Origin of the sequence: uncultured Fluviicola sp. (assembly GCF_902168135.1) — a bacterium.
Taxonomy (GTDB): domain Bacteria; phylum Bacteroidota; class Bacteroidia; order Flavobacteriales_D; family Crocinitomicaceae; genus Fluviicola.
Window position 1 is genome coordinate 38,465 of the sequence record NZ_CABHOL010000046.1, and the last position, 22,204, is coordinate 60,668.

Sequence of the window (22,204 nt, forward strand, 5' to 3'; positions counted from 1 at the left end):
ATTTCCGATTTTTGATTCATGGTATTGAATCGAGTTTGGATTGGGATGTTCGTCATCGCAATCATTATGGGGTTTTCAAAACTTCTGTTTTGGCAGGATACTTTCATTCTTCAAAAAATGATGGATGCACTGTTTGAAGCCGCTAAGTCTGCATTTGAACTTGCACTGTACATGACAGGAATTCTTGCACTCTGGATGGGGTTGATGAAAATCGGTGAAGATAGTGGTGCGGTAAACATACTTTCACGCATGGTCTATCCACTCTTTTCGAAATTATTTCCTGACATCCCTAAAAATCACCCTGCAATGGGAAGTATTATGCTGAATTTCTCTGCAAACATGCTCGGATTGGATAATGCCGCTACACCTGCAGGATTGAGAGCGATGCAACAATTACAGGATATCAATCCGGAAAAAGAAACTGCATCGAATGCCCAAATCATGTTCCTGGTGTTGAACGCTTCCGGATTAACGATCATACCCGTATCCATTCTTGCTACGCGTGCAGCTGAAAATTCTCAAAATCCGGCATCTGTTTTCATTCCTATCTTGCTTACAACCTATTTTGCTACGTTAGGCGGGCTAATTTTCGTTGCTATTCGTCAAAAAATCAATCTGTTTCAAAGAAATATCCTGCTCTACATCGGAGGTTTAACAACATTAATCATCGGATTGCTTTGGTACCTCAACGGACACCCTAAGGAAATTGATACTATTTCCAGAGTTCTCAGTACAACGATTATTTTCGGATTCATTACCTTTTTTATCGTTATGGCTCTTAAGTCTAAAATTCAAGCCTATGAGTCATTTATTGAAGGAGCAAAAGGTGGATTTCAGGTTGCGCTGAATATTGTTCCCTATTTGGTTGCGATGCTCTGTGCAGTTGCCCTGTTTCGTTCCTGTGGAGCTCTGGAAGATCTGATAAACAACGCGAAGTACCTGCTAACAATCGCTGGCATAAAAGCGCTGGAGTTTGTCGATGCACTTCCTGTAATACTCATGAAACCCTTCTCAGGATCCGGAGCACGCGGATTGATGGTAGAAAACATGAAAGCTTTCGGGCCTGATTCATTTGTCAGCAACTTATCGGCAACTTTCCAGGGAAGTACAGAGACTACTTTTTATGTTTTATCCGTATATTTCGGTTCGGTAGGGATCAAAAAGACTCGCTACGCGGCAACAGCAGGATTATTCTGCGATTTAGTAGGTGCCATAGCAGCCGTATTGATCGCTTATTTATTTTTCTCATAATATGAATTGGTTTAAACGCATATTTGGAAAAGAGCCTTTAGAGGAAAAGAAAAAGGTGGAGGTGAAAAAGGCAGACATTGCGTTCGCGGAGTTTAATTATCCGACCAAAATTATCCTTGCCTGGATCAAAGCACTTGAAGGACATAAGGAACTGGAAAAATTTCTTTACGACAACGGTTACGAAGAAATCTTCTTTCTAAATCAGGCACTCACTCTCAAACAGGAAGCCCGGGATTGGCTGCTTGCAAACGGATATCCGCACTTAATGGCTTTCGTAAATGCCGCCGAGGGAAATGAAAGCGCCCAGCACTGGCTCCAGGTTCACGGATTTGAATTCCTATACCACGCCGCAATGGCTGTAGACGGTGAAGAAACCAGTTTTAAATGGCTGAACCTGAATACCGATGAATTCACTTTCGGGCTGATCAAAACTATTAAAAATGTAAAAGACAAGATCGAATTCAATCACAACGATATGTATTCTTTCGGAAAAGATCTCTAATATGATTCACATTCGCTTAGCCGAAAAAAAGGATGTTACTTCCATATGGGAAGTTGCTGAAAAAACCTGGCCCGTTTCTTACAAAGATGTTATTTCTGCGGAACAAATCCGGTATATGCTCGATCTCATGTATAGTGCAGAAAAAATTGAAGCGGCGATCAACGATCCATCCCAGGCTTTCTGGCTTGCTGAAGAAAATGGGAAAGTCCTTGGTTTTTGCGGGATCGAACACGGATACCCTGAATCCCGAGTTACACGCATCCATAAGTTGTACATCCTTCCTGAAACACAAGGTTCCGGAATTGGTAAAATCCTGGTTGATCACGTGGCAAAAGAAGCGCTGAAATGCGGTTGTACAAAACTTCACCTTAACGTGAACAAACGGAATACTGCAGTCGGATTCTATCAAAAGAACGGTTTTGTTACTGATCACGAAGAAGTCCTTGATATCGGTAACGGATATGTGATGGATGATTTTGTGATGGTAAAAGAATTGAATTGATTTTTGTAACTTGTTAAAAAAAGAACACCATGAACTATCTGTTTTCAGGAATCATATTGTCCCTTGCTCTTGCCTCCTGCATGGGAAACAACGTAGTGAAAAAAAAACGTAACCTGAAGTTTGAATGTACCAATGACTTTCAGGTATCTTTTTCAGAAGATATTACTTTCCTGAATGGTGACAGCACCGGTAAAATTACCGTAAGAGTTCGGAGTCCGCGATTAGACGGAGAATACCAAATGGAACAAGCACCTGCAGCAAGTGGTGTGAAATACGTATCTAAAAACGGAAAATACATTTTCTGGGAGCACCAGGGAGAGTTTAGCTTTGGAACGGAAGACTCTACTTACTGTTTGTGTAAATAAAAGTTCAACTTTTATTTGGTTTTCGAATAAAGATCTGAAGGATTAAAAATGGAAGTATCGCTGCCAGGATAAACAGCACATCGAAATAGAACCTAAAAGGTGGAAAAACAGCATAGCCTGGTAAAAAAGGATTAGCATCTTTTAATGAGCTTGGTAATGAGAACATCCATTCAAAACCCAGCAAACAAATCAGGACTAAAAAACAAAGCATTGTGGTTAATATCATCAAATAAGGGATAAACCCACGTTGCTGAAAACGCCTCTTCCAAAGATAGAATGCAGTAATAGCAGTACTTGAAATCGAAATTGCTGCAATCAGGGAATGTAATTCAAAACCTATGACATACCTTGTCCGGAACGAAAAGTACTTACTGATTAAATGGATAATATCTGAAAAACAAAGTAAACTGAATACAAATGCGAGCAGAAAAAGTGAACGGGCAACGACTTTAACAACAGGATCGCTTTTCTGCTGTGCAGTCGGATGAATCACATTTAAATCATCAATCGGATTTTCTTCCATAAGAAATCACCAATTCGGGTGAAATTCAATAGCAGTTGCTCCTTTGCCGTATTCCAGGAAATCAGCATCATAGACTTCAATTTGGTCTTGCTGTGCCAAATAGGTACGGATCTCATTTTTGAGCACTCCTTCTCCTACTCCATGAATAACAACTAATTTGTGAACGGATTGATTCTTTGCCTTCTTGAAAGTCGCACGAAATTCAGCCATTTGCTTTAATAGGATTTCCGTATTCGACAGGCCTTGTGTGGACTCCAGGATTTCTTCAATGTGCAGGTCGATTTCCCAAACGGTACGTGGTTTCTTTACTCCAGTGCGCTCCTGAATCACCCGGAAAGTTGTTTCAGGCTCCAGGTCTTCTTTGGAGATCGTTATTTCATCATCTGCATACTTTTCAGAATGGATAAAAACCAATTCATTCAAAGGAAACCAACGGTCAAAGCCGGAGTCATCCGTAACCTGCGCACGGTTTTTCTCCAAACTCAAAATTACACCATCTCCTTTTTCATACAAAAAAGAAACTTTCTGCCCGATCTTAAACATAAAAACCATTAAATACTCCCCGACTCCACATCAGGTAAATCGGGCCAAAAATAGCCAAAATCCAGGCAATAATTACGATTACTTTCATAAACGCATTCACATCCTGGGTCATTGGAGGAACCAACATATTCTTAACCTCATTGGCAACAACCGTTTTGGTATCCTCTCCTTCCATGTTCTCTACAAAACGGCGAAGTCCCGGTGTGTTTTCAAGTACATGGTTCTTTACAAAATGATAAGAACGGTCCGAAAGATTATCGTATGTCGAATTAAAATTCACTTCATCTTCTTTCAGTCCTTTATGGATCAGGTAACGACGGTGCAGACTTCTAACCTGGAATCCCATCAGGAATCCAAATAACATAATCACATAGAATTCAAAGAAATAACCGATCGCTATTAAAGCCATGGATGAAATGAATGAGAAAATGACCTGGAACAATTCAATGCGCTCAAAAAATAAAATACTCAGCATACGACCGCCGTCCAAAGGAAGAATCGGAAGCAGGTTCAAAATATTAACTGCAAAGAGAATCATGGCTGTTTCGACCATCCAATGAATTTCGTAGTGAAACCCTAAAAGCCATAAAGCTATTCCGACAATAATTCCCGGAAGCGGTCCTGCCAGTATCACCATTAAACTTTCCCGCTGGCGGTAAGATTCTTTATGTCCGTGGACAAAAGCCCCCATTAATGGAAGGAACAGCATGCGAACATTCTCATACCCGTACAATTTCATAAACAGGTAATGCCCGCCTTCATGCAGGATCAGAACAGCAACTAATTCTATCAGGAAGACAAACTGGTTATCGAAAAAAACCAGGAAACTCAAAACAAAAAGCATCAAAGAGAATACCGTTACGGCAATGTGTCCTTGCCTGATAGGCTCCTTTTCCAAAAATGGTTTTGGCGGATAGAGAGAATTAAAGTCGTTGTCCATAATGACACTAATTTACAAAATAACTTTCTCAGAATCAATTATCGGAATGTAAAATTACGGGGGCTTTTTTCCAAACAACGATTTTTTTATCATCGCCGTAACTGACAAAGGTTTGGTTGTCTACAAATACTAATCCGTTAACAGAGCGATTGTGACCGCCGTCTTTGAACTCAATGCGCTGATCCACTTTTGAAAAATCCGGACTCCAAATTTTTATCGTTTTATCCATAGAAGCCGTTACAAATTGATTTCCAACACGAATCAATCCATAAATCGTTTGATAATGAGCCGGGATTCTTTTAATGATCTCGTAAACTGAATTGCTGATTACAAGATGCGCATCTCTCCCACCGGTAATCAATTCGTTTTTTTGCATGTCTGCATAAAGCACATTGCTCCCTAGTTCATTGGGTTCCCAGGATGCCAGTTCATTCCAGTTCTCACAGGAAAAAACAAGTACACCGATCAATTGTGTGCTGACGTAACAATTATTGTTTACAATACTCAGTGTCCGGATCTTTCCGGCAGCCAAAGGAAGGTGCAAAATCCGTTTTCCGGTCTGCAGTTCCAAAACCACCAGGTTTCCTTCGGAATCGCCCGCTACCAACCAACCATGTTTTGTATCAATTGATAAAGAAAACCACGCATTGCCGAAGAAATTGTGTTCCCAGGCCATATTTTTGGTTTCGGTGTCAATCCCCAACAAAGTACCGTCAGTACATCCGATAAAGCAAAACCCTTCACCGGCCTTCAATGCATAAGCCGCATGCTCTAATTTTACAGTAAATGAAGAATCCTGTAATCCTTCGGTAAGATCCCAGCGTGTCACATATTTATCACCGGAAGAGCTGTATAAAAAATTTCCATCCCAGGAAGCCGCATAAATCGGTCCTGCATGTCCGTTCAATACAACTTTAGCCTGGAACATTATGCTTCTTCTTCCTCTTCAGGATCGTCTGAATCGACCTGTTTTAAGCGCTGTGCGTAATCGTCCGGAAGGAATTCAAAGAAAGTATCCCCGCGCAGTCCCAAACGAAGGCATTCCAACGGAATTACTTCATTCGGTGCTATATTTCCAAGATTTACATTTGCTCCGAACAGTTTGATGAACCAAACCTGCTGATTTTTTTGCGGTGCTTCCCACAGGATATCTTCCGGTTTCACTTTCGCAATGATCTTATTGATCAACATGGTATGAGCTGTTCCGTTAGGACGGAAAACACCAACGTTCCCTGCCTCACGACCTTCTGCGATCACTTTCCAGGAACCTGCTTCCAATTCGGAGCTCATCATTTTGATCCACCTTCCCGGACTGATCAAAATTCCGGAATCTTTCGATCCTACTTCTGAAAGTACTGTTCTTGTTTTAGCCAAACGCTGGATCAATTCCAACTTTTCATCGTGATTGATGATTATGGACCCATCCGAAATCTCCGCAAGGTCCAAATTGTACTTATCCAATAAACGCAGGTAGTCCTCAAAACGTCCGCGAGCATAGAAAGCTTCAAAAAGAGTTCCTCCGAAATAAGGCCTTAAACCTGCAGAGCGGTATAATTTGAGTTTTTCTTCGAGGTTGTTTGTAACAAATGCGGTTCCGAAACCAAACTTTACAATGTCCGTTAAGTGACCGTTTGCCTGGATAAAGTTCTCGGCTTCATTTAAGCTCAGGCCTTTATCCATCATCATTGTAATCCCGTTATTACGCGGCTGTTGTGTACGTTCCGGAATATGTGGTAAACTAAAATTCATTCTTTGATAAATTGAGTACTATCGACAAATGTCAAACTATAGCTCTAAGAGCGAGTCAAATTTACTAATTCTTGGACATCTGCCAATTCAGGATAGCGAATAAAAACTTCTTTTGTTTTTTCAGGATCTTTATTCAGGGACTCAACTAACACAAGCTTAGCACCTTCCTGATTTTCAGCTACCCAATTCAGGTAAATAATCGGTAAGATGGAGAAAAACAATTGATGCTTTAAAATGTAATTTTCCACGAAAGTTCTCGCTTCACCCACCTTGTGTTCCAACAGGAAATCCACATAGTCGAAGAAACAATCCTCATTTTCCGGGTCTAAAGTGAGGCACGCCAGGTATGCTTCTTCCGCTTCGGGCAAAAGTTCCGCGTTTTCAAGTGCACCTGCATAAACGTGATAATAGCCGTCCATATTTGGTTCCAGCTCCAAAGCTCTTTCAATGTAGTGAAGGCTTTCCTTCGGCTGTCCCTGCAAATCCTTCACGATTCCCAGTCCAAGCCATGCTTCGGCCAGAGTCGGAGACATAGACAATGCTTTTTGATAAAAATCCCAGGCAATGGTCAGATTATTCAACTGTTCATTTGCTTCCCCCAGGTAACAATAAGTTAAAGGGTCATCTCCGTCAATTTCAATGCAGCGTTCAAACGATTCGATCGATTCTTTGTATTGCTCAATCGTTAGCTGGGCATTTCCCATATTGAAATAAGCAGGAGAAAAACGGTCATTGATTGCTACACAATATTCGTAAGCCGTAATAGCATCATTGAACTTCTCTTCTTTCGAATAAGTATTCCCGAGGTTGTACCAGGCAGTAAATGAATACGGATTATCGTCCAAAAAGCGTCTGTAAGTTTGAATCGCACGGGCATTATTCCCGAGCTGATCAAAACAGAATGCCAATTCGTATAAGGCTCCCTCGTTCTTTGGATTCGAGCGCATGGCTTCTTCCAATACTTCTACAGCCCCTTTAAAGTCTTTTAACTGCTCTAATTCGGTTGCCAGGTCCAGGAAAATCTCGTCTTTTTCTTCCCGGTCTGCCAATTCCAACGCACGACGGAAAAAATTCACAGCCCTTTTACTGTCTCTCAGCTGACTGAAAATAGTTGCTTTGGTCAGGTAAAGCTCCATGGATTCCGAATCAATCTGCTCAGCGGCATCCAGCAATTCCAGTGCTTCTTTCAGCTTTCCCAATCCCGACATGGCCTGAGCTCTGCGGATCTGGAATAAAGTATTGAATGGATATTGTTGTGTTCCGATTTCGGCAGCCAATTCTCCTTTGGAATAATTACCGTTCATCAGGTAATGATCGATGATCGCTTCTAAACGATCACTATCAAAAAAACCCACCGAGTTGGTAGCCAATTGTGATTCGAATTTAGCCAAATCATCATTCAGGTGGTTTTCAAAATTGTCGTTATCGTCTTCCCAATCAAACATACGCTGTAGTTGTGTTTCTATAAAATTAGCGAAAATCGGAGGCCTAGTGAAAAGTTTTAGGAAAGTTTATGAACAGGTTATTAAACAATTTCCAATTACTAATGCCTAATTACGAATTAGTTAAGCACCTACCACCCACTGAATGAATCCTTTACTAAAAACGAAATTGTTTGCAGGATATTATACGTGGTTTTACCAAACAACATAAGGGCGAAATTTTTTTTCACACTTCCAATCATCGTTTAAAATGATTCTTAAACGAGATTACCATTAATTGTCCTTAATCGATTTCAGTGCCACTTTAGCAATCGCACTATTGGAAACAGTTGTTTCCTGCGAATCGATAATTTGCGAAAGCAATTGCTTCGCAGTTTCCTTATCTCCTCTTTCATTGAAAACCATCGCTTTATTCAACAGTAAAATTCCCTTGGTTTCACGATCCGGATTTCCGGCAAGCCCCTGCTCAATAGCGTACAAACGTTCTTCAGGATCTGTCTGTAAATAGACAATCTCTTTCCAGGCCGGAGCAAACAAAGGCACATTATCCACAATCTGTTTAGCAATGCTGTATTTCTTTTCGGGTTCCTCCGTCCACTCGATCTGCATGTAAAAAGTATACAATCCTTCGGGGAACAATCCCGCCTTCTCTCCTTCCAGTGTATAAATGGCTGTTTTGGTTGTGAAGAAACCATCCGGTTCGATAGCATCCGTTTCCCGGTAATATTTTAAAGCGTTGTCAAAATCCCCCATCAACAGATAGGTAAATGCAAGATCATAAACCGGATAAGCCCATAATGGTTCGATCCTCATAGCTTCCAGCAATTTTTCAACTGCTACCTGATAATTTCCCGCCTGACCGGCTTCTCTCGCTTCTAAGTGTAATAAATTCGCTAATTCGTTAATAGGTCCAGTTTCCATTGATTGTTTTGAGTTTAGTTTGCGAACATGAACTTAATCAATTCGCTTGAATTATGAGCGGGTTTCTCGAAATTCTTCATTTCTTTGGCTCTTAAAAGGCATTTTATCCCATTTTCATGTAAAATTAATTGACTGCCCTTAAAAGGTTCCGAAATTGTTTTTTCAGCCTGGTTTCATTCTTCGAAAGGGTGTCAAATTTCGGAGACGAACAGTTTATCAAATAGTAACTTCTCCATTCATCAATTGTGTGATCGGTGGTATCTTCTACTTCGTGATTGTATGAACTATAATCGTAAACCAAAGACTGGAATTGCTTGTTTTTTGCTTTAAAAAGCCAGGAAGTGCGCTGAGCCGCATCACCAGCATCACCAAAACTTATTGAAAGATTAAAATACTCTTTCAACAGCTGATCTTTTTTGCGGTCGAAAATAAAGAACCCAACCGTTGTTGCTTCATATTCGCCAGGAATTCGTGCAATTAATCCTATATGGGACGAATCAATCGGAAATTGATAACAAGCATATGCTCCGGACAACTTTCCGAAATAATTATCTGTCAAGCCAATAGGCAGTATTTTGGCTTCTTTGAGCGTTAATTCCTCTCCTTTGAACCTCTTGTCTTTGCTGTCATAATAATATTCCACTCTTAGCGTATCGAACGAAATAAGTTTGAATTTACTAAGGAATTCCGCATATGCACTTTCTTTTTCCCTGAAAGAAGAATCGTTTTTTTGGACAACTACCTCTTTCTCCGGCTGCTTTTCAGAGTTATTTTTACCTCCACAAGCAATTAAAAATCCGCAGAGAAAAATGACAGGAATAACGGGAAATTGATTTTTAAACATGAACATTGATTTGCTCCGAATCTAACCAATTTTCCCGAAATCTAAGACAAATTAATGGCGTTAAAAACTTCTGCCAAAATGCCGTAGGACCTCAATCGTTTCTCGTTGTCGAAAATATTTCCGGTGATCATCAGTTCATCTACTCCGTGTTCATCAATAAAACGGCTAAACTTTTCAATCAGCGTGTCTTTATCTCCGACAAATGTACAGGCTGTCATTTCCCGAACGGCATCCAATAACTCTTGCGGCCAGGAATCCAGTAAGTTTGGAATGGGCGGAGACAGTGGCTTTCTGGAATTTGTCAGGATGCCTGAAAACATTTGATACAAGCTCATGGATAACAATTCTGCTTCTTCATTGCTATCAGCGGCAATCCCGTTCACGCATGCCAATACATAAGGTTTATCCAGGTATTGAGAAGGTCGGAAATTATTGCGGTAAATCTGCACAGCAATTTTGAATTGTCTGGGTGCAAAGTGTGAGGCAAATGCATACGGCAGTCCCATTTCTGCAGCCAAATAAGCGCTGTCTGTGCTTGAACCAAGTATCCAGATTGGAATATTCAATCCTTCACCGGGAAAAGCGCGTACCGAAGCCGTTCTGTTACTTTCACTAAAATAGGTTTGCAGCGCAGTCACATCTTTTGGAAACTGGTATGCTGTATTCAGATCTCCTCTTCTCAAAGCCGTGGCTGTTTGCTGATCCGTTCCGGGAGCCCTTCCCAATCCCAGGTCAATGCGCGAAGGATAAAGGGTTTCTAGTGTTCCGAATTGCTCTGCAATTGCTAACGGGGCATGATTTGGAAGCATGATTCCTCCTGATCCAACCCGGATACTTTTCGTTTGAGAGGCCACATGACCGATCAGAACAGAAGTTGCAGAACTGGCTATAAACTCCATATTATGGTGCTCTGCCAGCCAAACGCGTTCGTACCCTAATTCTTCTGCCTTTTTTGCTAAATCTACTGTTCTTTTAATGGCTGTTGCGGCATTGCCGTCCTTGGTAATCACGGATAAATCCAGGACGGAATATTTGATTTTTTTCATGGGTTAAAATTACGGATTGAAGAGGCAAAGACAAATTGGAATACGTTAAATTTTGTAGTTGGTTTCCTGGAAGAAACCAGGTAAAGCTTATCATCCGGAGATCACAAATCAATAATTGAGATACTGTGAAAAAATGCAGAACATTGATGTAAATTTGTACTGTTAATTTTGTGCCGTGAAAAATATCCTGATTATAGATGACGAAGAAAAGCACCGATCTTTACTTGCCCGAATTATCCGTTCGGAAGGATATGAAGTCTGTGAAACCGGCGATTGTGCTTCCGGACTAAAAAAGCTGGCCCAAAAACCAATAAATGTCATTCTTTGTGATGTAAAACTCCCTGATGGAAATGGGATTGAGCTTGTTCCGAAAATTAAGGAACGCTTTCCGGATACCGAAATCATTCTCCTGACTGCATTCGGAAATATTGCTGATAGTGTACAATCCATGAAAGACGGCGCATTTGACTATATCGTCAAAGGAAATGACAACGACAAGATTATTCCATTACTGTCGCGTGCATTTGAGAAAGTAGCACTCAGAAACCGTGTCCGCGACCTGGAAAAGCGTGTCGGTAAAAAATACACTTTTGATTCGATCATCGGGAATTCCTCTGCCATTTTAAAAGCAATCGAACTGGCCCGAAAGGTTTCTGTAACAGATGCAACCGTTTTACTTACAGGAGAAACGGGTACCGGAAAAGAAGTTTTCGCAGAAGCCATCCATTTGGCAAGCAGCCGGTCGAACAATAGCTTCGTAGCACTCAATTGCAGTGCTTTTAGCAAGGAAATCCTTGAAAGTGAGCTATTCGGGCACAAACAGGGATCATTTACAGGTGCTGTCAAAGATCAGAAAGGACTCATTGAGGAAGCAAACGGCGGAACACTTTTCCTGGATGAAATCGGAGAAATGCCCTTGGAATTACAGGCAAAACTTTTAAGATTATTAGAAACTTCCGAATATTTAAAGATTGGTGACACCAAACCAAGCCACTCCAATTTCAGGCTGATTGCTGCTACCAACAGAGACTTGAAAAAAGAATCGGAAGAACAGCGTTTTCGATCAGATCTGTATTTCAGGCTAAACGTTTTTCAGGTAGAACTACCTTCTTTAAAAAATCGTGTAAAGGATCTTAAGCTGCTAACGAAGCATTTTGTAGAGCAATTCTCTGCAAAGTCTAACCGAAAAACCTTAGGTATTGACGAGAGTTTCCTGGAAAAACTGAGCTTGTATTCCTGGCCGGGAAATATCCGTGAATTGAAGAATATTGTAGAACGCGCGGTTATTTTGGCCGACAATGATGTTCTTACAGTTGATGACCTTCCACCCGAAATTCAATTTGTTCACGAACAAAAGAATAACACCTTATCCGCATTCTCCATGGCGAGCGTTGAGAAATTGCACATTTTAAAAGTCCTCAATCACACCAAGGGAAATAAAGCCGAAGCAGCACGCTTATTGGAAATCGGCATTGCAACCCTGTACCGGAAAATTGAAGAATACAAATTATAAGTCATAAGCTATCATTTTGATAAGAGCCTATCATTTTGATAGGCTTTTTTTATACTCAAAATCCCCTCCGTTTTCTAAAACTCCTATTTATCAGCTCATTGAATCTGTGTGCCATTAATTGGAACGGCAATTGGCATTGCGCATTTAAAATTTTAAAAAATGATGCACAATAGAACCAATTACAGACGAATGAACCATTTGGCTGAATTAACCAAACAGTATGTGTTGAAAGGAAATTTCAAACGCGTAAATGATTGCCTTGCTATCGCTGAACACCAGTTACGCACAGGAACGGCAGAAATGAGAAATGCTGTCATAAACGGTTTCCTGTTTTCCTACAGCTGTTTTATGGAAATGAACAGAACAGCTTTAAACATTCCTCTTCCGGAATTATTGGAGAAAGAGTACGTAAAGCAAGTAAATGCTTTCGGGGTTTAAACGGCTGTTTATGGAAGCAACATTACTCTGTACAATAACACTCCTGCTCTTTTGGCTGTGTTACAAAGCCGTTCAATTTTTTGAAAAGGTATAATCATGACAGCATTATTTATTCTTGCGATAGCCGTGTTCATTTACCTCGGCTATGTACTTCTCAAACCTGAAAAATTCTAATCCATGAATACCCAATTATTTGGCGTTATTGCCATGTTTATTCTTACCGTTGCGATCGCTATTCCTTTGGGAAGGTATATCGGGAAGGTTTACCTGGGAGAGAAAACCCTGCTTGATCCTGTTTTTAACCCGGTTGAACGCTTTCTCTTTCGTATCAGCGGTTTGGACGGAAACCGGGAAATGAACTGGAAGCAGCACATTTACGCGCTCCTGGGCATTAACCTGGTTTGGTTCTTTATCTGCTTTTTAGTGTTATTGAACCAAGGCTGGCTTCCATTGAACCCGGATCACAATCCTTCGATGTCACCTGACCTTGCATTCAATACAACCATTTCCTTTTTGGTGAATTGCAACCTGCAGCATTATTCAGGTGAAACAGGACTTTCCTACCTCTCACAAATTGGCGGCATTATGTTCCTGCAATTTGTGACAGCCGGAACAGGAATGGCGGCCTGCGCCATGGTTTTCAATGCCATGCGAAACAGACAAAGCAATCAGCTGGGCAATTTTTACAACTACTTCATCAAAAGTTGTACACGTGTCCTACTGCCCGTTTCTTTTGTTGCCTCGGTTATCCTGGTTGTAAGCGGTACTCCCATGACCTGGGAAGGAAAACAAACAATCACAACGCTGCAGGGAGAAGAACAAATCGTTTCCCGAGGGCCCGCGGCCGCAATGGTCGCTATCAAACAAGCCGGTACAAATGGAGGCGGATTTTTCGGGGTCAACTCTGCCCATCCGCTGGAAAACCCAACTTACCTGACAAACATGGTGGAGAACATTCTCATTGTATTGATCCCGATCGCTATGGTTTTCGCATTGGGCTATTACCTGAAACGAAAGCGAATGGCTTGGATGATTATGGGAGTTATGACCGTTGGATTTCTGGCATTGTTCCTTCCATCCATTACCAATGAGGTCAAAGGAAATCCGGCAATCACGGAAATGGGAATCGATCAATCAGCCGGAAGCATGGAGGGAAAAGAAGTACGTCTCGGAGCTGAAGCGTCTGCATATTGGGGAATTACCACCACCGTTACTTCCAACGGTTCCGTAAACTCCATGCACGACAGCTTTACCCCGATTACCGGTGGAATGGCCATGCTCGGGATGATGGCAAACTCTTTTTACGGAGGGGTTGGTGTCGGATTCCTGAATTTCTACATTTTCATTATTCTGGCGGTGTTTATTTCCGGGTTAATGGTAGGCCGTACACCCGAATTCTTAGGGAAAAAAGTAGAAGCCCGGGAGGTGAAAATCGCAGCGTTCATTGCAATTCTTCACCCACTGCTGATCCTTGCCGGAACAGCACTTTCATCCTGGCTGGTTTCCCACAACACAGCTATGGGATATTGGTACAACGGAAATGCATCCGCCTGGTTAAACAATCCAGGATATCATGGCTTTTCGGAAATGCTTTACGAATATACTTCCAGCGCTGCAAATAACGGAAGTGGTTTCGAAGGCTTGTCAGATAATAATCCTTTTTGGAATATTACCACCGGGATCGTCTTGCTGTTAAGCCGTTATTTACCGATCATCGGGCCACTGGCCATTGCCGGATTACTGGCAGGCAAAAAGCACATCCCGGAAAGTGCAGGAACACTTCGAACCGACACACCGATTTTCGGAATTATGATTTTCGCTGTGATTTTCATTGTTGCTGCCCTATCCTTTTTTCCTGCACTTGCATTAGGACCATTCGCTGAATATTTCTCTCAAATTCATTAGAAATCATGAGTAATCAACAAATAGCTTTATTTGACAGACAACTTGTTAAAGATGCTTTCAAAGAGTCTTTCATCAAGTTCAAACCACAGATTATGTGGAAAAACCCGGTCATGTTCACTGTAGAGATTGGAACAGCTGTCATGCTTGCAGTTTGCATTTCCATTCTTGCCGGAGCACAAAACCAGGGAAGTTTCGGTTACAACATTACCATCTTTCTGATCCTTTTCGCCACTTTGTTGTTTGCTAATTTTGCAGAAGCACTGGCAGAAGCACGCGGAAAAGCACAGGCAGACAGCCTGAGAAAAACCAGGGAAGAAACTCCGGCAAAACAACTATTGGAAAACGGTGAAATTCGTTCGGTCAATTCCTCCGCCCTGCGCAAAGGAGATATTTTCATCTGCGAAACAGAAGATACCATCCCAACCGACGGAGAAATCATTGAAGGAATTGCAACAATCGATGAAAGCGCCATTACCGGTGAATCTGCACCGGTTATTCGGGAGGCCGGCGGAGATAAGAGCAGTGTAACCGGCGGAACAAAGGTTTTATCGGATAAGATCAAAGTGGTAGTGACCACAGAACCGGGTGAAAGCTTCCTGGATAAAATGATTGCTTTGGTAGAAGGTGCAAGCCGTCAGAAAACGCCCAATGAAATTGCACTGACAATTCTGCTTGCGGCTTTTACACTCATTTTTATCATTGTATGTGTTACTTTAAAACCATTCGCCGATTACGCTAACACACCGATAACAATCGCTGCATTCATCTCTCTGTTTGTCTGCCTGATCCCAACCACAATCGGCGGATTGCTTTCTGCCATAGGGATTGCCGGAATGGACCGTGCACTGCGGGCTAATGTTGTAACCAAATCCGGAAAAGCGGTAGAAACTGCCGGTGATATAGACGTTCTGCTGCTTGATAAAACCGGTACTATTACCATCGGGAATCGCAAGGCAACGGCTTTTCATCCTTCCAATGACCGGGACAAGAAATACCTGATCAAATGTGCTGTTTTGTCTTCCTTGAAAGATGATACGCCGGAAGGGAAATCCATTCTTGAACTGGCTCAGCAATTGGGTACAGATGTAGAAACGCTCCGCAAAAGTGCATTTTCTGCAACATTTATCCGATTCACTGCAGAAACCCGGAGCTCCGGAATACAATTAGAAGGAACCACGATTCGCAAAGGTGCTTTCGATGCTATTCGAAACATCGTAGAATCCGCAGGAAATATCTTTCCCAATGAGACTATCACAGCCGTTACAACGATTTCCAGTAACGGTGGAACTCCCCTTGTTGTTTGTGAGAATAACCAGGTAATCGGAGTAGTTGAATTACAGGACATTATCAAACCAGGAATCCTGGAGCGTTTTGAAAGACTTCGTAAAATGGGAGTTAAGACGGTGATGGTAACAGGAGACAATCCGTTGACTGCCAGATTCATTGCCGAAAAAGCAGGTGTAGATGATTTTATCGCAGAAGCCAAGCCGGAAGACAAAATGACTTACATCAAGAAAGAACAAGAAAGCGGGAAACTGGTTGCCATGATGGGAGACGGTACCAATGACGCTCCGGCATTGGCTCAGGCAGATGTGGGTGTAGCAATGAATAGCGGTACCCAGGCTGCCAAAGAAGCCGGGAACATGGTGGATTTAGACAATGATCCAACAAAACTGATCGAAATCGTTGAAATTGGAAAACAGCTGCTGATGACACGTGGAACTTTGACGACTTTCTCTATTGCAAACGATATCGCAAAATATTTTGCAATAATTCCTGCCTTGTTTATCGTGTCTATTCCATCGTTAGAGGGATTAAATATCATGCACCTCCACAGTCCGGAAAGTGCTATTCTTTCTGCTGTAATCTTTAATGCATTAATCATTCCGGCATTGATTCCACTGGCTTTGAAAGGAGTTGCGTATAAACCAATAGGAGCCAGCGCCATTCTTCGCCGCAACTTGTTGATCTACGGGCTCGGAGGGGTTGTCATTCCTTTTGTCGGGATCAAATTACTCGATTTATTCATCTCACTCTTCATTTAAAAAATAGAAATCATGATAAAGAAAATAATCTCTGTTAACATTTTTACTTTCGGGTGTATGATCCTGCTTTCCGTTGCCTACCCGCTCCTCATTTCAGGAATCGGGAAACTAACTCCAGGCCAGGGAAAAGGCAGAACTGTTTCTTATAAAGGAAAAACCGTTGGATTCACGCAGGAAGGACAGCAATTTACTGATAACCGGTATTTCTGGGGAAGACCATCTGCTGTTGGTTATAATGGTTCAGGAAGCGGTGGCAGTAATAAAGGTCCTTCAAACCCGGTATATCTGGAGGAAGTTGAAAAGCGTATTGACACATTCCTAATCTGTCATCCGTACCTGGAACGAAAAGAGGTGCCTGCGGAAATGGTTACAGCTTCCGGAAGTGGTCTGGACCCGCATATTTCTCAAAAAGCAGCGGAAGTGCAGATCAAACGAGTAGCCCGGGCAAGAGGATTGGACGAACAGGAAGTTCGGTCACTGGTCAAAAAACACATGGAACCTCCTCTTCTAAACGTCTTCGGGCCACAAAAAATCAATGTCCTGGAGCTAAACCTGGCATTGGAAAAGCATCAAACGAATAACCAATAAAATTTCACCTATTAAACACTCTCGAAGCAGAGGAGTTGTACAATTTCAGTAAAATAATCCAAGAAAACGGATACCACAAATAATAAAACAAAATGAAAAAAATCACTACGTGTATTGCGGTTGCAATCAGTTTACAACTTGCTGCACAGCAAAATGAAACAGCAGAAAAAATTCCCTTCGACGGGATCGACATGACCTGGCATAATGGTGGAGATCGTCGGGATTCCGCTATCTGGACAAGTAAATATTTCACTCCGGTTATCATGATTGACGTGAATTACAATTATTCATTCAATAACCCGATTGATAACACTGTTGTAGGTTCTACAGCTATGGCCCGTCACAATGAAGTTCAGTTATCATCTGCAAATTTGGGCGCGGATTTTAATTATAAGGGTGCTCGTGGACGCATCGTTACCCAATTTGGCACAAGATCAACGGTTGTTCCAAGAAATGATTACAGCCCTTACAAAGGACAGTATGAATTGGCGAATGTCTACCGTTATTTGAGTGAAGCTTACGCAGGTTATCATTTTAAAAAATGGTACGGAATTAATGTGGATGCGGGGATGTTCATGTCTTACATCGGATTGAACTCTTACTACCAGAATGAGAACTGGGAATACCAGGCTTCTTTTACCTCAGACAACACACCGTGGTTCTTTAATGGATTGAGAGTTCAAATCCACCCGTCAAAAACACTGAAGATCGAGCCGTGGCTAATCAACGGCTGGCAGAGTTATGGAAAATTCAATGCCATGCCAGGATTCGGAGCAAATATTACCTGGATTCCTAACAGCAGCGTGAAGCTTTTGACCAATGATTATTACGGAACTGATGCAGCAGGATTGAAAGACCGTAAGCGTTTCCATTCCGACAATAGTTTATTAGTAAGGTACTACAACAGACCGGAATCAAAAGGAATCAGCCGCATGGCGTTCTCTCTGACCGGTGATTTTGGTTTCGAAAAAGGAGGCGGTGTAAACGGATTGAAAAACGGAGACAGTATTGAAGGACCAGCTCAGTACTTTGCCAGTCTCATGTTCTACAACAGAATCTGGTTCGGAAAGAATAAATTTGCATGGACAATCGGTGGTGGTGTTATGACAAACCCGGGGCGATACCTGGTACTTTACCCGACCGGACAAGCAAGTCCGCTTCCTAATCCAAACGATCCTACCCAAACTGCAGGAGCATATCCTTTCAGCGCGAATCCCGGAGATCAGTTCAAAGGCTGGGACATTTCAACCAATTTCGACTGGATGCCAAATCAGAGTATTACATTCCGCGCAGAGTTGATTCATCGTCAGTCGAGTGTTCCTTACTTTGCCGGGCACGGAGGTGTAACCTCTCCAACAGGTTACACCACTACACCGCTTCCTTCAGACTGGAGACCTGATCTTGTAAAATCAGAGACTCGACTGGTATTTGCTATCCTGTTCAGAATCTAAACGAAAGTAGGTTATTATTGGTTTAAACAGTCGTATCTTTCCGGTGCGGCTGTTTTGAAGTTTACACTCGGTCATGACAGAAAAGGAAAACAATGTAAAGCACTTTTTAGAGCTCATCCAGCGTTCCCGACGAGGAAAGTTCAAAGTATACATCGGTATGAGTGCCGGAGTCGGTAAAACATACCGTATGCTCCAGGAAGCACATTCCCTGCTACGAAATGGAATTGATGTAAAAATCGGTTACATTGAAACCCACGGACGTGAGGAAACAGAGGAATTGGTAATTGGACTGCCTATTATCCCGAGAAAACAACTCTTTTATAAAGGCAAGAATCTCGAAGAAATGGATTTACAGGCAATTATCAACCTTCGTCCGGAGGTGGTAATTGTGGATGAATTGGCCCACACCAATATCGAAGGTTCCAAAAACGAAAAGCGCTGGCAGGACATCCTGGACATTCTGGAAGCAGGAATCAATGTTATCAGTGCCGTAAATATCCAGCACATTGAAAGTCTGAACGGAGAAATCAAGCAAATTACCGGCATTGAAGTTTCCGAGAGAATTCCTGACAGCGTATTGCAGCTCGCTGATGAGGTCGTAAATATAGATCTGACTTCCGACGAACTGGTAAACCGCTTAAAAGAGGGAAAAATATACACGGCAGATAAAATACAGCGGGCACTCACCCATTTCTTTAAGTCGGAAAACATTCTGCAGTTAAGAGAATTAGCCTTAAAAGAGGTTGCCAGCCAGGTTGAGCGTAAAGTAGAAGCCGAAATTGCCCACGATGTCTCATTCAGACATGAGAAACTACTGGCCTGTATCAGCAGCAACGAAAAAACAGCAAAAAAAGTAATCCGGAAAACAGCGCGTCTTGCGAATTATTATCACAGCAAATGGTTTGTATTATACGTTCAAATACCATCTGAAAGCAATGACCGCATACCTTTGGACAAACAACGTCATTTAATTAATAATTTCAAGCTAGCTACTGAATTGGGAGCACAAGTTATCCGACTCGAAGAACAAAATGTCACAGATGCCATTATGAAAGTTGCTGAAGAAAAAAAGATAACAACACTTTGTATCGGGAAACCCCATTTCAGTTTATTTAAAGTCATCATGGCAACCTCTGTTTTTAACAAATTACTCAATAAATTAGCCGAAACGGATATAGATTTAATTATTCTTTCCTGAATTATGAAAATTAAAACAAAACTCACGCTTGGAGTCGGACTTCTCTTTCTATTGATCATCCTGTTATCACTAGTTTCAGGCGGTTATATCCTAATGCTGAAAGCTGATACCAATAACATTTTGAAAGCCAACTACAACAGTTTGAACTATTCTCGCAAGATGTTACTATCACTTGACGAAGAAACGGAAGATAAAACTGCGGAAAAACGTTTCAGAACGAATCTCCGGCTTCAGAACAAAAACATCACCGAACCCGGTGAAAATGAACTTACCCAGCGTTTAAACGATCATGTAGCCGAAATGAATAACACCAGTAAAAACAGGGAACATTTCCGCAAATTAATCCGACAGGATATTCTGCAGATCATGCAGTTAAACATGACTGCTATCCAGCGAAAAAGCCAGCTTGCAGATCAATCATCCAATGATGCACTATTCTGGATCTTTTTAACCGGAAGTTCCTGTTTCATCATTGCTTTCGTATTACTGGTTCAGCTACCCAAAAACATCGCAAAACCAATAAAAGAGCTCACGAATAGTATCCGTCAGATTGCTTCCAGAAACTACAAGCAACGAGTAGCTTTTGAAGGGCACAGTGAATTCGGAGATCTTGCGAAATCGTTCAACAGCATGGCAGAGAAGCTGGATGAATACAACAGCACGCAACTGGCAGAAGTATTGAATGAAAAGAAGCGGATCGAAACCCTTATCAATAATATGAATGATCCGGTGATCGGTTTGGATGAACAAGGAAAGATCATGTTTGTAAACAACGAAGCGATTCACATCCTTAATCTTTCCAAATCCGAGTTAATGGGAGCTGCTGCAAAAGAACTTGCATTATCCAACGATTTGATGCGCACATTACTTCGTGATCTTCCGACGGAAACAAGTCCTCAAAAAACAGCCAATGCTATCACGATACTCAACAATGGTAAAGAACAATATTTCGAAAAAGAACTGATCACAATTGCTACAACACATACTGAAGAAAGTGAGCAGCAGTCAATCGGAAACGTCATCATACTCCGAAATGTAACGTCATTTAAAGAACTGGAATTCGCCAAAACGAATTTCATGGCTACCATTTCGCATGAATTGAAAACACCTATTTCTTCTATTAAAATGAGTCTTCAATTACTGGAGAGAAAAGATGTAGGAGCCGTTAACGAAGAACAAATGAACTTAATCAATAGCATCCGTGAAGACAACGAACGCCTATTAAAAATAACGGGGGAATTACTGAACCTTACTCAACTAGAGACCGGGAACATCAAATTATACATGCAGTCTTCGGATCCGTATCAAATAATTAATTATGCTGTCGAAGCAGTAAAGAAAGAAGCTGAACACTTTGGAGTACGAATACAAATCCTCACAGAGAAAAATCTTCCGAATCTATCCGCTGACACAGATAAAACACAATGGGTTTTAATCAATTTACTGGTCAATGCCATTCATTATTCACCTGCAGGAGAAACGGTCACGATTTCCTTAAAAGAATCCGGGAGCCAGCTGCGATTTGAAATAAAAGATCAGGGAGACGGTATAGCTGATGAATACACCTCACGCATTTTTGACCGGTATTTCCAGGTTCCGGGGATCAGCAAACCCGGTACAGGTCTTGGACTTGCCATTTGCAAAGAGTTTATAGAAGCTCAGGGAGGAACAATTGGTGTTGAAAGCAGTTGTGGTCAAGGAAGTACTTTCTTTTTCGTACTAGACCTCTAGATTAATTACGAATTCATTAGATAAACCGAAAAGAATAAAAGGGCGCGGAGTTTGGTATTTTATTTTCTCTGTGCACTTGCATTCTTTTCGGTTAAAAAAACACTAAGCCCGCATAAGTTTAACATTTGCCCATAATTGAGGGGTCAGCTCGTACGTGATATACGGGTACTTTTTTCCTTTGATTTCCTTCATGAAGTGTTCCTTTTCCACTACTCCAAACCTGGAAGTCCCTATCTGAGAACGGATGTTTTGTTCTGCAATTTCAAAAATAATTTTGTCAACGAACTGAAATGCATAATCCAACACCAATTCTTTGATAGCAAAATTATAGCTTCCTCCCCAATGGGCGCGGTCTAAGAAAGTCCCTCCGATCTTAACGGAAGCATTATTCTCATCATAATCATAATAACGGGTACTCCCAAAAATCTTATTTGTTCCTTCTCCCCAGCTAACTTGTGTAAGTTAAATTTTGATGGTTCAAAACTTAATAATGGTAATGCTTCTTTAGGCTTTGTGATTAGAAATAGTGGAGGTGATGTCTTGTTGGCTGGCGCCAAAGCTCTAGGTCCGAATATTTCTATTATCCAAGCCGAGGCTTGGGCTATGAAAGAACGAATTAGGGGAGCTCTCTCGCGTAGTATCTCGATCTCATCCTATCATTGAAGGAGACAATTTAGGAGTTATCATATCTATGCATAACTCTTGGC

General features: G+C 41.6%; 24 protein-coding genes. 14 read left to right on the forward strand and 10 right to left on the reverse strand.

Going from position 1 to position 22,204, the window contains the following annotated elements; all coding sequences use genetic code 11:
• Window positions 1-18: 18 nt before the first annotated feature.
• The 4 genes from QZT69_RS15770 to QZT69_RS15785 are packed head-to-tail and all read left to right on the forward strand — an operon-like array spanning window position 19 to window position 2,620.
• Window positions 19-1,251 carry a nucleoside recognition domain-containing protein gene (locus QZT69_RS15770; RefSeq protein WP_294677103.1) on the forward strand — a complete coding sequence of 411 codons (1,233 nt, stop codon included), beginning with the start codon at window positions 19-21 and terminating at the stop codon, window positions 1,249-1,251.
• 1 nt (window position 1,252) lies between these two features.
• On the forward strand, window positions 1,253-1,753 hold the full coding sequence (locus QZT69_RS15775) for a hypothetical protein (protein ID WP_294677104.1): 501 nt from the start codon (window positions 1,253-1,255) through the stop codon (window positions 1,751-1,753).
• 1 nt (window position 1,754) lies between these two features.
• Entirely contained in the window at window positions 1,755-2,255 is a 501-nt protein-coding gene (locus QZT69_RS15780; protein WP_294677105.1) for a GNAT family N-acetyltransferase, read from the forward strand.
• Between the two features lie 29 nt (window positions 2,256-2,284).
• Window positions 2,285-2,620 (forward strand): MliC family protein, encoded by a 336-nt coding sequence (locus QZT69_RS15785; protein WP_294677106.1) that lies wholly within the window; start codon window positions 2,285-2,287, stop codon window positions 2,618-2,620.
• Window positions 2,621-2,624: 4 nt separating this feature from the next.
• Here QZT69_RS15785 and QZT69_RS15790 read toward each other — a convergent pair whose 3' ends face one another.
• The 9 genes from QZT69_RS15790 to QZT69_RS15830 form a co-directional block, all read right to left on the reverse strand.
• A complete protein-coding gene (locus QZT69_RS15790; RefSeq protein ID WP_294677107.1) occupies window positions 2,625-3,143 on the reverse strand; it encodes a hypothetical protein in 519 nt (172 codons plus the stop codon).
• A gap of 6 nt (window positions 3,144-3,149) precedes the next feature.
• On the reverse strand, window positions 3,150-3,686 hold the full coding sequence (locus QZT69_RS15795; protein ID WP_294677108.1) for a Smr/MutS family protein: 537 nt from the start codon (window positions 3,684-3,686) through the stop codon (window positions 3,150-3,152).
• On the reverse strand, window positions 3,679-4,626 hold the full coding sequence (locus QZT69_RS15800; RefSeq protein ID WP_294677109.1) for a site-2 protease family protein: 948 nt from the start codon (window positions 4,624-4,626) through the stop codon (window positions 3,679-3,681). Before QZT69_RS15800 ends, QZT69_RS15795 begins: the two co-directional genes overlap by 8 nt.
• A gap of 34 nt (window positions 4,627-4,660) precedes the next feature.
• The gene (locus QZT69_RS15805; protein WP_294677110.1) at window positions 4,661-5,554 is read right to left on the reverse strand and encodes a PQQ-binding-like beta-propeller repeat protein; all 894 of its coding nucleotides are present in this window, start codon (window positions 5,552-5,554) and stop codon (window positions 4,661-4,663) included.
• Window positions 5,554-6,375 (reverse strand): phosphosulfolactate synthase, encoded by an 822-nt coding sequence (locus tag QZT69_RS15810; protein ID WP_294677111.1) that lies wholly within the window; start codon window positions 6,373-6,375, stop codon window positions 5,554-5,556. The genes QZT69_RS15805 and QZT69_RS15810 overlap by 1 nt, the downstream gene beginning before the upstream one ends.
• 44 nt (window positions 6,376-6,419) lie before the next feature.
• Window positions 6,420-7,820, reverse strand: coding sequence for a tetratricopeptide repeat protein (locus QZT69_RS15815; RefSeq protein ID WP_294677112.1), 1,401 nt, complete (start codon window positions 7,818-7,820; stop codon window positions 6,420-6,422).
• A 270-nt stretch (window positions 7,821-8,090) separates the two neighbouring features.
• Window positions 8,091-8,738 carry a tetratricopeptide repeat protein gene (locus tag QZT69_RS15820; RefSeq protein WP_294677113.1) on the reverse strand — a complete coding sequence of 216 codons (648 nt, stop codon included), beginning with the start codon at window positions 8,736-8,738 and terminating at the stop codon, window positions 8,091-8,093.
• A gap of 124 nt (window positions 8,739-8,862) precedes the next feature.
• A complete protein-coding gene (locus QZT69_RS15825) occupies window positions 8,863-9,582 on the reverse strand; it encodes a hypothetical protein (RefSeq protein ID WP_294677114.1) in 720 nt (239 codons plus the stop codon).
• A gap of 41 nt (window positions 9,583-9,623) precedes the next feature.
• Window positions 9,624-10,628, reverse strand: a complete 1,005-nt coding sequence (locus QZT69_RS15830) for an LLM class flavin-dependent oxidoreductase (RefSeq protein WP_294677115.1) — start codon at window positions 10,626-10,628, stop codon at window positions 9,624-9,626.
• A gap of 175 nt (window positions 10,629-10,803) precedes the next feature.
• Here QZT69_RS15830 and QZT69_RS15835 point away from each other — a divergent pair, with 175 nt between their 5' ends.
• The 9 genes from QZT69_RS15835 (at window position 10,804) to QZT69_RS15875 (ending at window position 21,497) form a co-directional block, all read left to right on the forward strand.
• Complete coding sequence (locus QZT69_RS15835) at window positions 10,804-12,141, forward strand: sigma-54 dependent transcriptional regulator (protein ID WP_294677116.1); 1,338 nt, start codon at window positions 10,804-10,806, stop codon at window positions 12,139-12,141.
• Window positions 12,142-12,300: 159 nt separating this feature from the next.
• Window positions 12,301-12,579 (forward strand): hypothetical protein, encoded by a 279-nt coding sequence (locus QZT69_RS15840; protein WP_294677117.1) that lies wholly within the window; start codon window positions 12,301-12,303, stop codon window positions 12,577-12,579.
• Between the two features lie 96 nt (window positions 12,580-12,675).
• Entirely contained in the window at window positions 12,676-12,753 is a 78-nt protein-coding gene (locus QZT69_RS15845; protein WP_071841688.1) for a potassium-transporting ATPase subunit F, read from the forward strand.
• Between the two features lie 3 nt (window positions 12,754-12,756).
• The gene (gene kdpA / locus QZT69_RS15850) at window positions 12,757-14,484 is read left to right on the forward strand and encodes a potassium-transporting ATPase subunit KdpA (RefSeq protein ID WP_294677118.1); all 1,728 of its coding nucleotides are present in this window, start codon (window positions 12,757-12,759) and stop codon (window positions 14,482-14,484) included.
• A gap of 5 nt (window positions 14,485-14,489) precedes the next feature.
• A complete protein-coding gene (gene kdpB, locus QZT69_RS15855) occupies window positions 14,490-16,529 on the forward strand; it encodes a potassium-transporting ATPase subunit KdpB (protein WP_294677119.1) in 2,040 nt (679 codons plus the stop codon).
• A gap of 12 nt (window positions 16,530-16,541) precedes the next feature.
• Window positions 16,542-17,117, forward strand: coding sequence for a K(+)-transporting ATPase subunit C (locus QZT69_RS15860; RefSeq protein WP_294677120.1), 576 nt, complete (start codon window positions 16,542-16,544; stop codon window positions 17,115-17,117).
• A 92-nt stretch (window positions 17,118-17,209) separates the two neighbouring features.
• Window positions 17,210-18,568: a porin gene (locus tag QZT69_RS15865; RefSeq protein ID WP_294677121.1), complete on the forward strand. Its 1,359-nt coding sequence runs from the start codon at window positions 17,210-17,212 to the stop codon at window positions 18,566-18,568.
• Window positions 18,569-18,641: 73 nt separating this feature from the next.
• Entirely contained in the window at window positions 18,642-19,766 is a 1,125-nt protein-coding gene (locus QZT69_RS15870; RefSeq protein ID WP_294677122.1) for a sensor protein KdpD, read from the forward strand.
• Window positions 19,767-19,769: 3 nt separating this feature from the next.
• Window positions 19,770-21,497 carry an ATP-binding protein gene (locus QZT69_RS15875; protein WP_294677123.1) on the forward strand — a complete coding sequence of 576 codons (1,728 nt, stop codon included), beginning with the start codon at window positions 19,770-19,772 and terminating at the stop codon, window positions 21,495-21,497.
• Between the two features lie 102 nt (window positions 21,498-21,599).
• Here the strand turns inward: QZT69_RS15875 and QZT69_RS19205 are convergent, their stop codons facing one another.
• On the reverse strand, window positions 21,600-21,923 hold the full coding sequence (locus QZT69_RS19205; protein ID WP_367242330.1) for a GNAT family N-acetyltransferase: 324 nt from the start codon (window positions 21,921-21,923) through the stop codon (window positions 21,600-21,602).
• 27 nt (window positions 21,924-21,950) lie between these two features.
• Here QZT69_RS19205 and QZT69_RS19210 point away from each other — a divergent pair, with 27 nt between their 5' ends.
• A complete protein-coding gene (locus QZT69_RS19210; protein WP_367242329.1) occupies window positions 21,951-22,160 on the forward strand; it encodes a reverse transcriptase-like protein in 210 nt (69 codons plus the stop codon).
• Window positions 22,161-22,204: the final 44 nt, after the last annotated feature.

Coding starts and splice junctions, on each gene's coding strand:
- QZT69_RS15825 (WP_294677114.1), bottom strand. CDS start 9,582: ATGTTTAAAAATCAATTTCCCGTTATTCCTGTCATTTTTCTCTGCGGA.
- QZT69_RS15800 (WP_294677109.1), bottom strand. CDS start 4,626: ATGGACAACGACTTTAATTCTCTCTATCCGCCAAAACCATTTTTGGAA.
- kdpA (WP_294677118.1), top strand. CDS start 12,757: ATGAATACCCAATTATTTGGCGTTATTGCCATGTTTATTCTTACCGTT.
- QZT69_RS15830 (WP_294677115.1), bottom strand. CDS start 10,628: ATGAAAAAAATCAAATATTCCGTCCTGGATTTATCCGTGATTACCAAG.
- QZT69_RS15810 (WP_294677111.1), bottom strand. CDS start 6,375: ATGAATTTTAGTTTACCACATATTCCGGAACGTACACAACAGCCGCGT.
- kdpB (WP_294677119.1), top strand. CDS start 14,490: ATGAGTAATCAACAAATAGCTTTATTTGACAGACAACTTGTTAAAGAT.
- QZT69_RS15775 (WP_294677104.1), top strand. CDS start 1,253: ATGAATTGGTTTAAACGCATATTTGGAAAAGAGCCTTTAGAGGAAAAG.
- QZT69_RS15840 (WP_294677117.1), top strand. CDS start 12,301: ATGATGCACAATAGAACCAATTACAGACGAATGAACCATTTGGCTGAA.
- QZT69_RS15865 (WP_294677121.1), top strand. CDS start 17,210: ATGAAAAAAATCACTACGTGTATTGCGGTTGCAATCAGTTTACAACTT.
- QZT69_RS15860 (WP_294677120.1), top strand. CDS start 16,542: ATGATAAAGAAAATAATCTCTGTTAACATTTTTACTTTCGGGTGTATG.
- QZT69_RS15790 (WP_294677107.1), bottom strand. CDS start 3,143: ATGGAAGAAAATCCGATTGATGATTTAAATGTGATTCATCCGACTGCA.
- QZT69_RS15875 (WP_294677123.1), top strand. CDS start 19,770: ATGAAAATTAAAACAAAACTCACGCTTGGAGTCGGACTTCTCTTTCTA.
- QZT69_RS15820 (WP_294677113.1), bottom strand. CDS start 8,738: ATGGAAACTGGACCTATTAACGAATTAGCGAATTTATTACACTTAGAA.
- QZT69_RS15780 (WP_294677105.1), top strand. CDS start 1,755: ATGATTCACATTCGCTTAGCCGAAAAAAAGGATGTTACTTCCATATGG.
- QZT69_RS15870 (WP_294677122.1), top strand. CDS start 18,642: ATGACAGAAAAGGAAAACAATGTAAAGCACTTTTTAGAGCTCATCCAG.
- QZT69_RS15805 (WP_294677110.1), bottom strand. CDS start 5,554: ATGTTCCAGGCTAAAGTTGTATTGAACGGACATGCAGGACCGATTTAT.
- QZT69_RS15770 (WP_294677103.1), top strand. CDS start 19: ATGGTATTGAATCGAGTTTGGATTGGGATGTTCGTCATCGCAATCATT.
- QZT69_RS15795 (WP_294677108.1), bottom strand. CDS start 3,686: ATGTTTAAGATCGGGCAGAAAGTTTCTTTTTTGTATGAAAAAGGAGAT.
- QZT69_RS15845 (WP_071841688.1), top strand. CDS start 12,676: ATGACAGCATTATTTATTCTTGCGATAGCCGTGTTCATTTACCTCGGC.
- QZT69_RS15815 (WP_294677112.1), bottom strand. CDS start 7,820: ATGTTTGATTGGGAAGACGATAACGACAATTTTGAAAACCACCTGAAT.
- QZT69_RS15785 (WP_294677106.1), top strand. CDS start 2,285: ATGAACTATCTGTTTTCAGGAATCATATTGTCCCTTGCTCTTGCCTCC.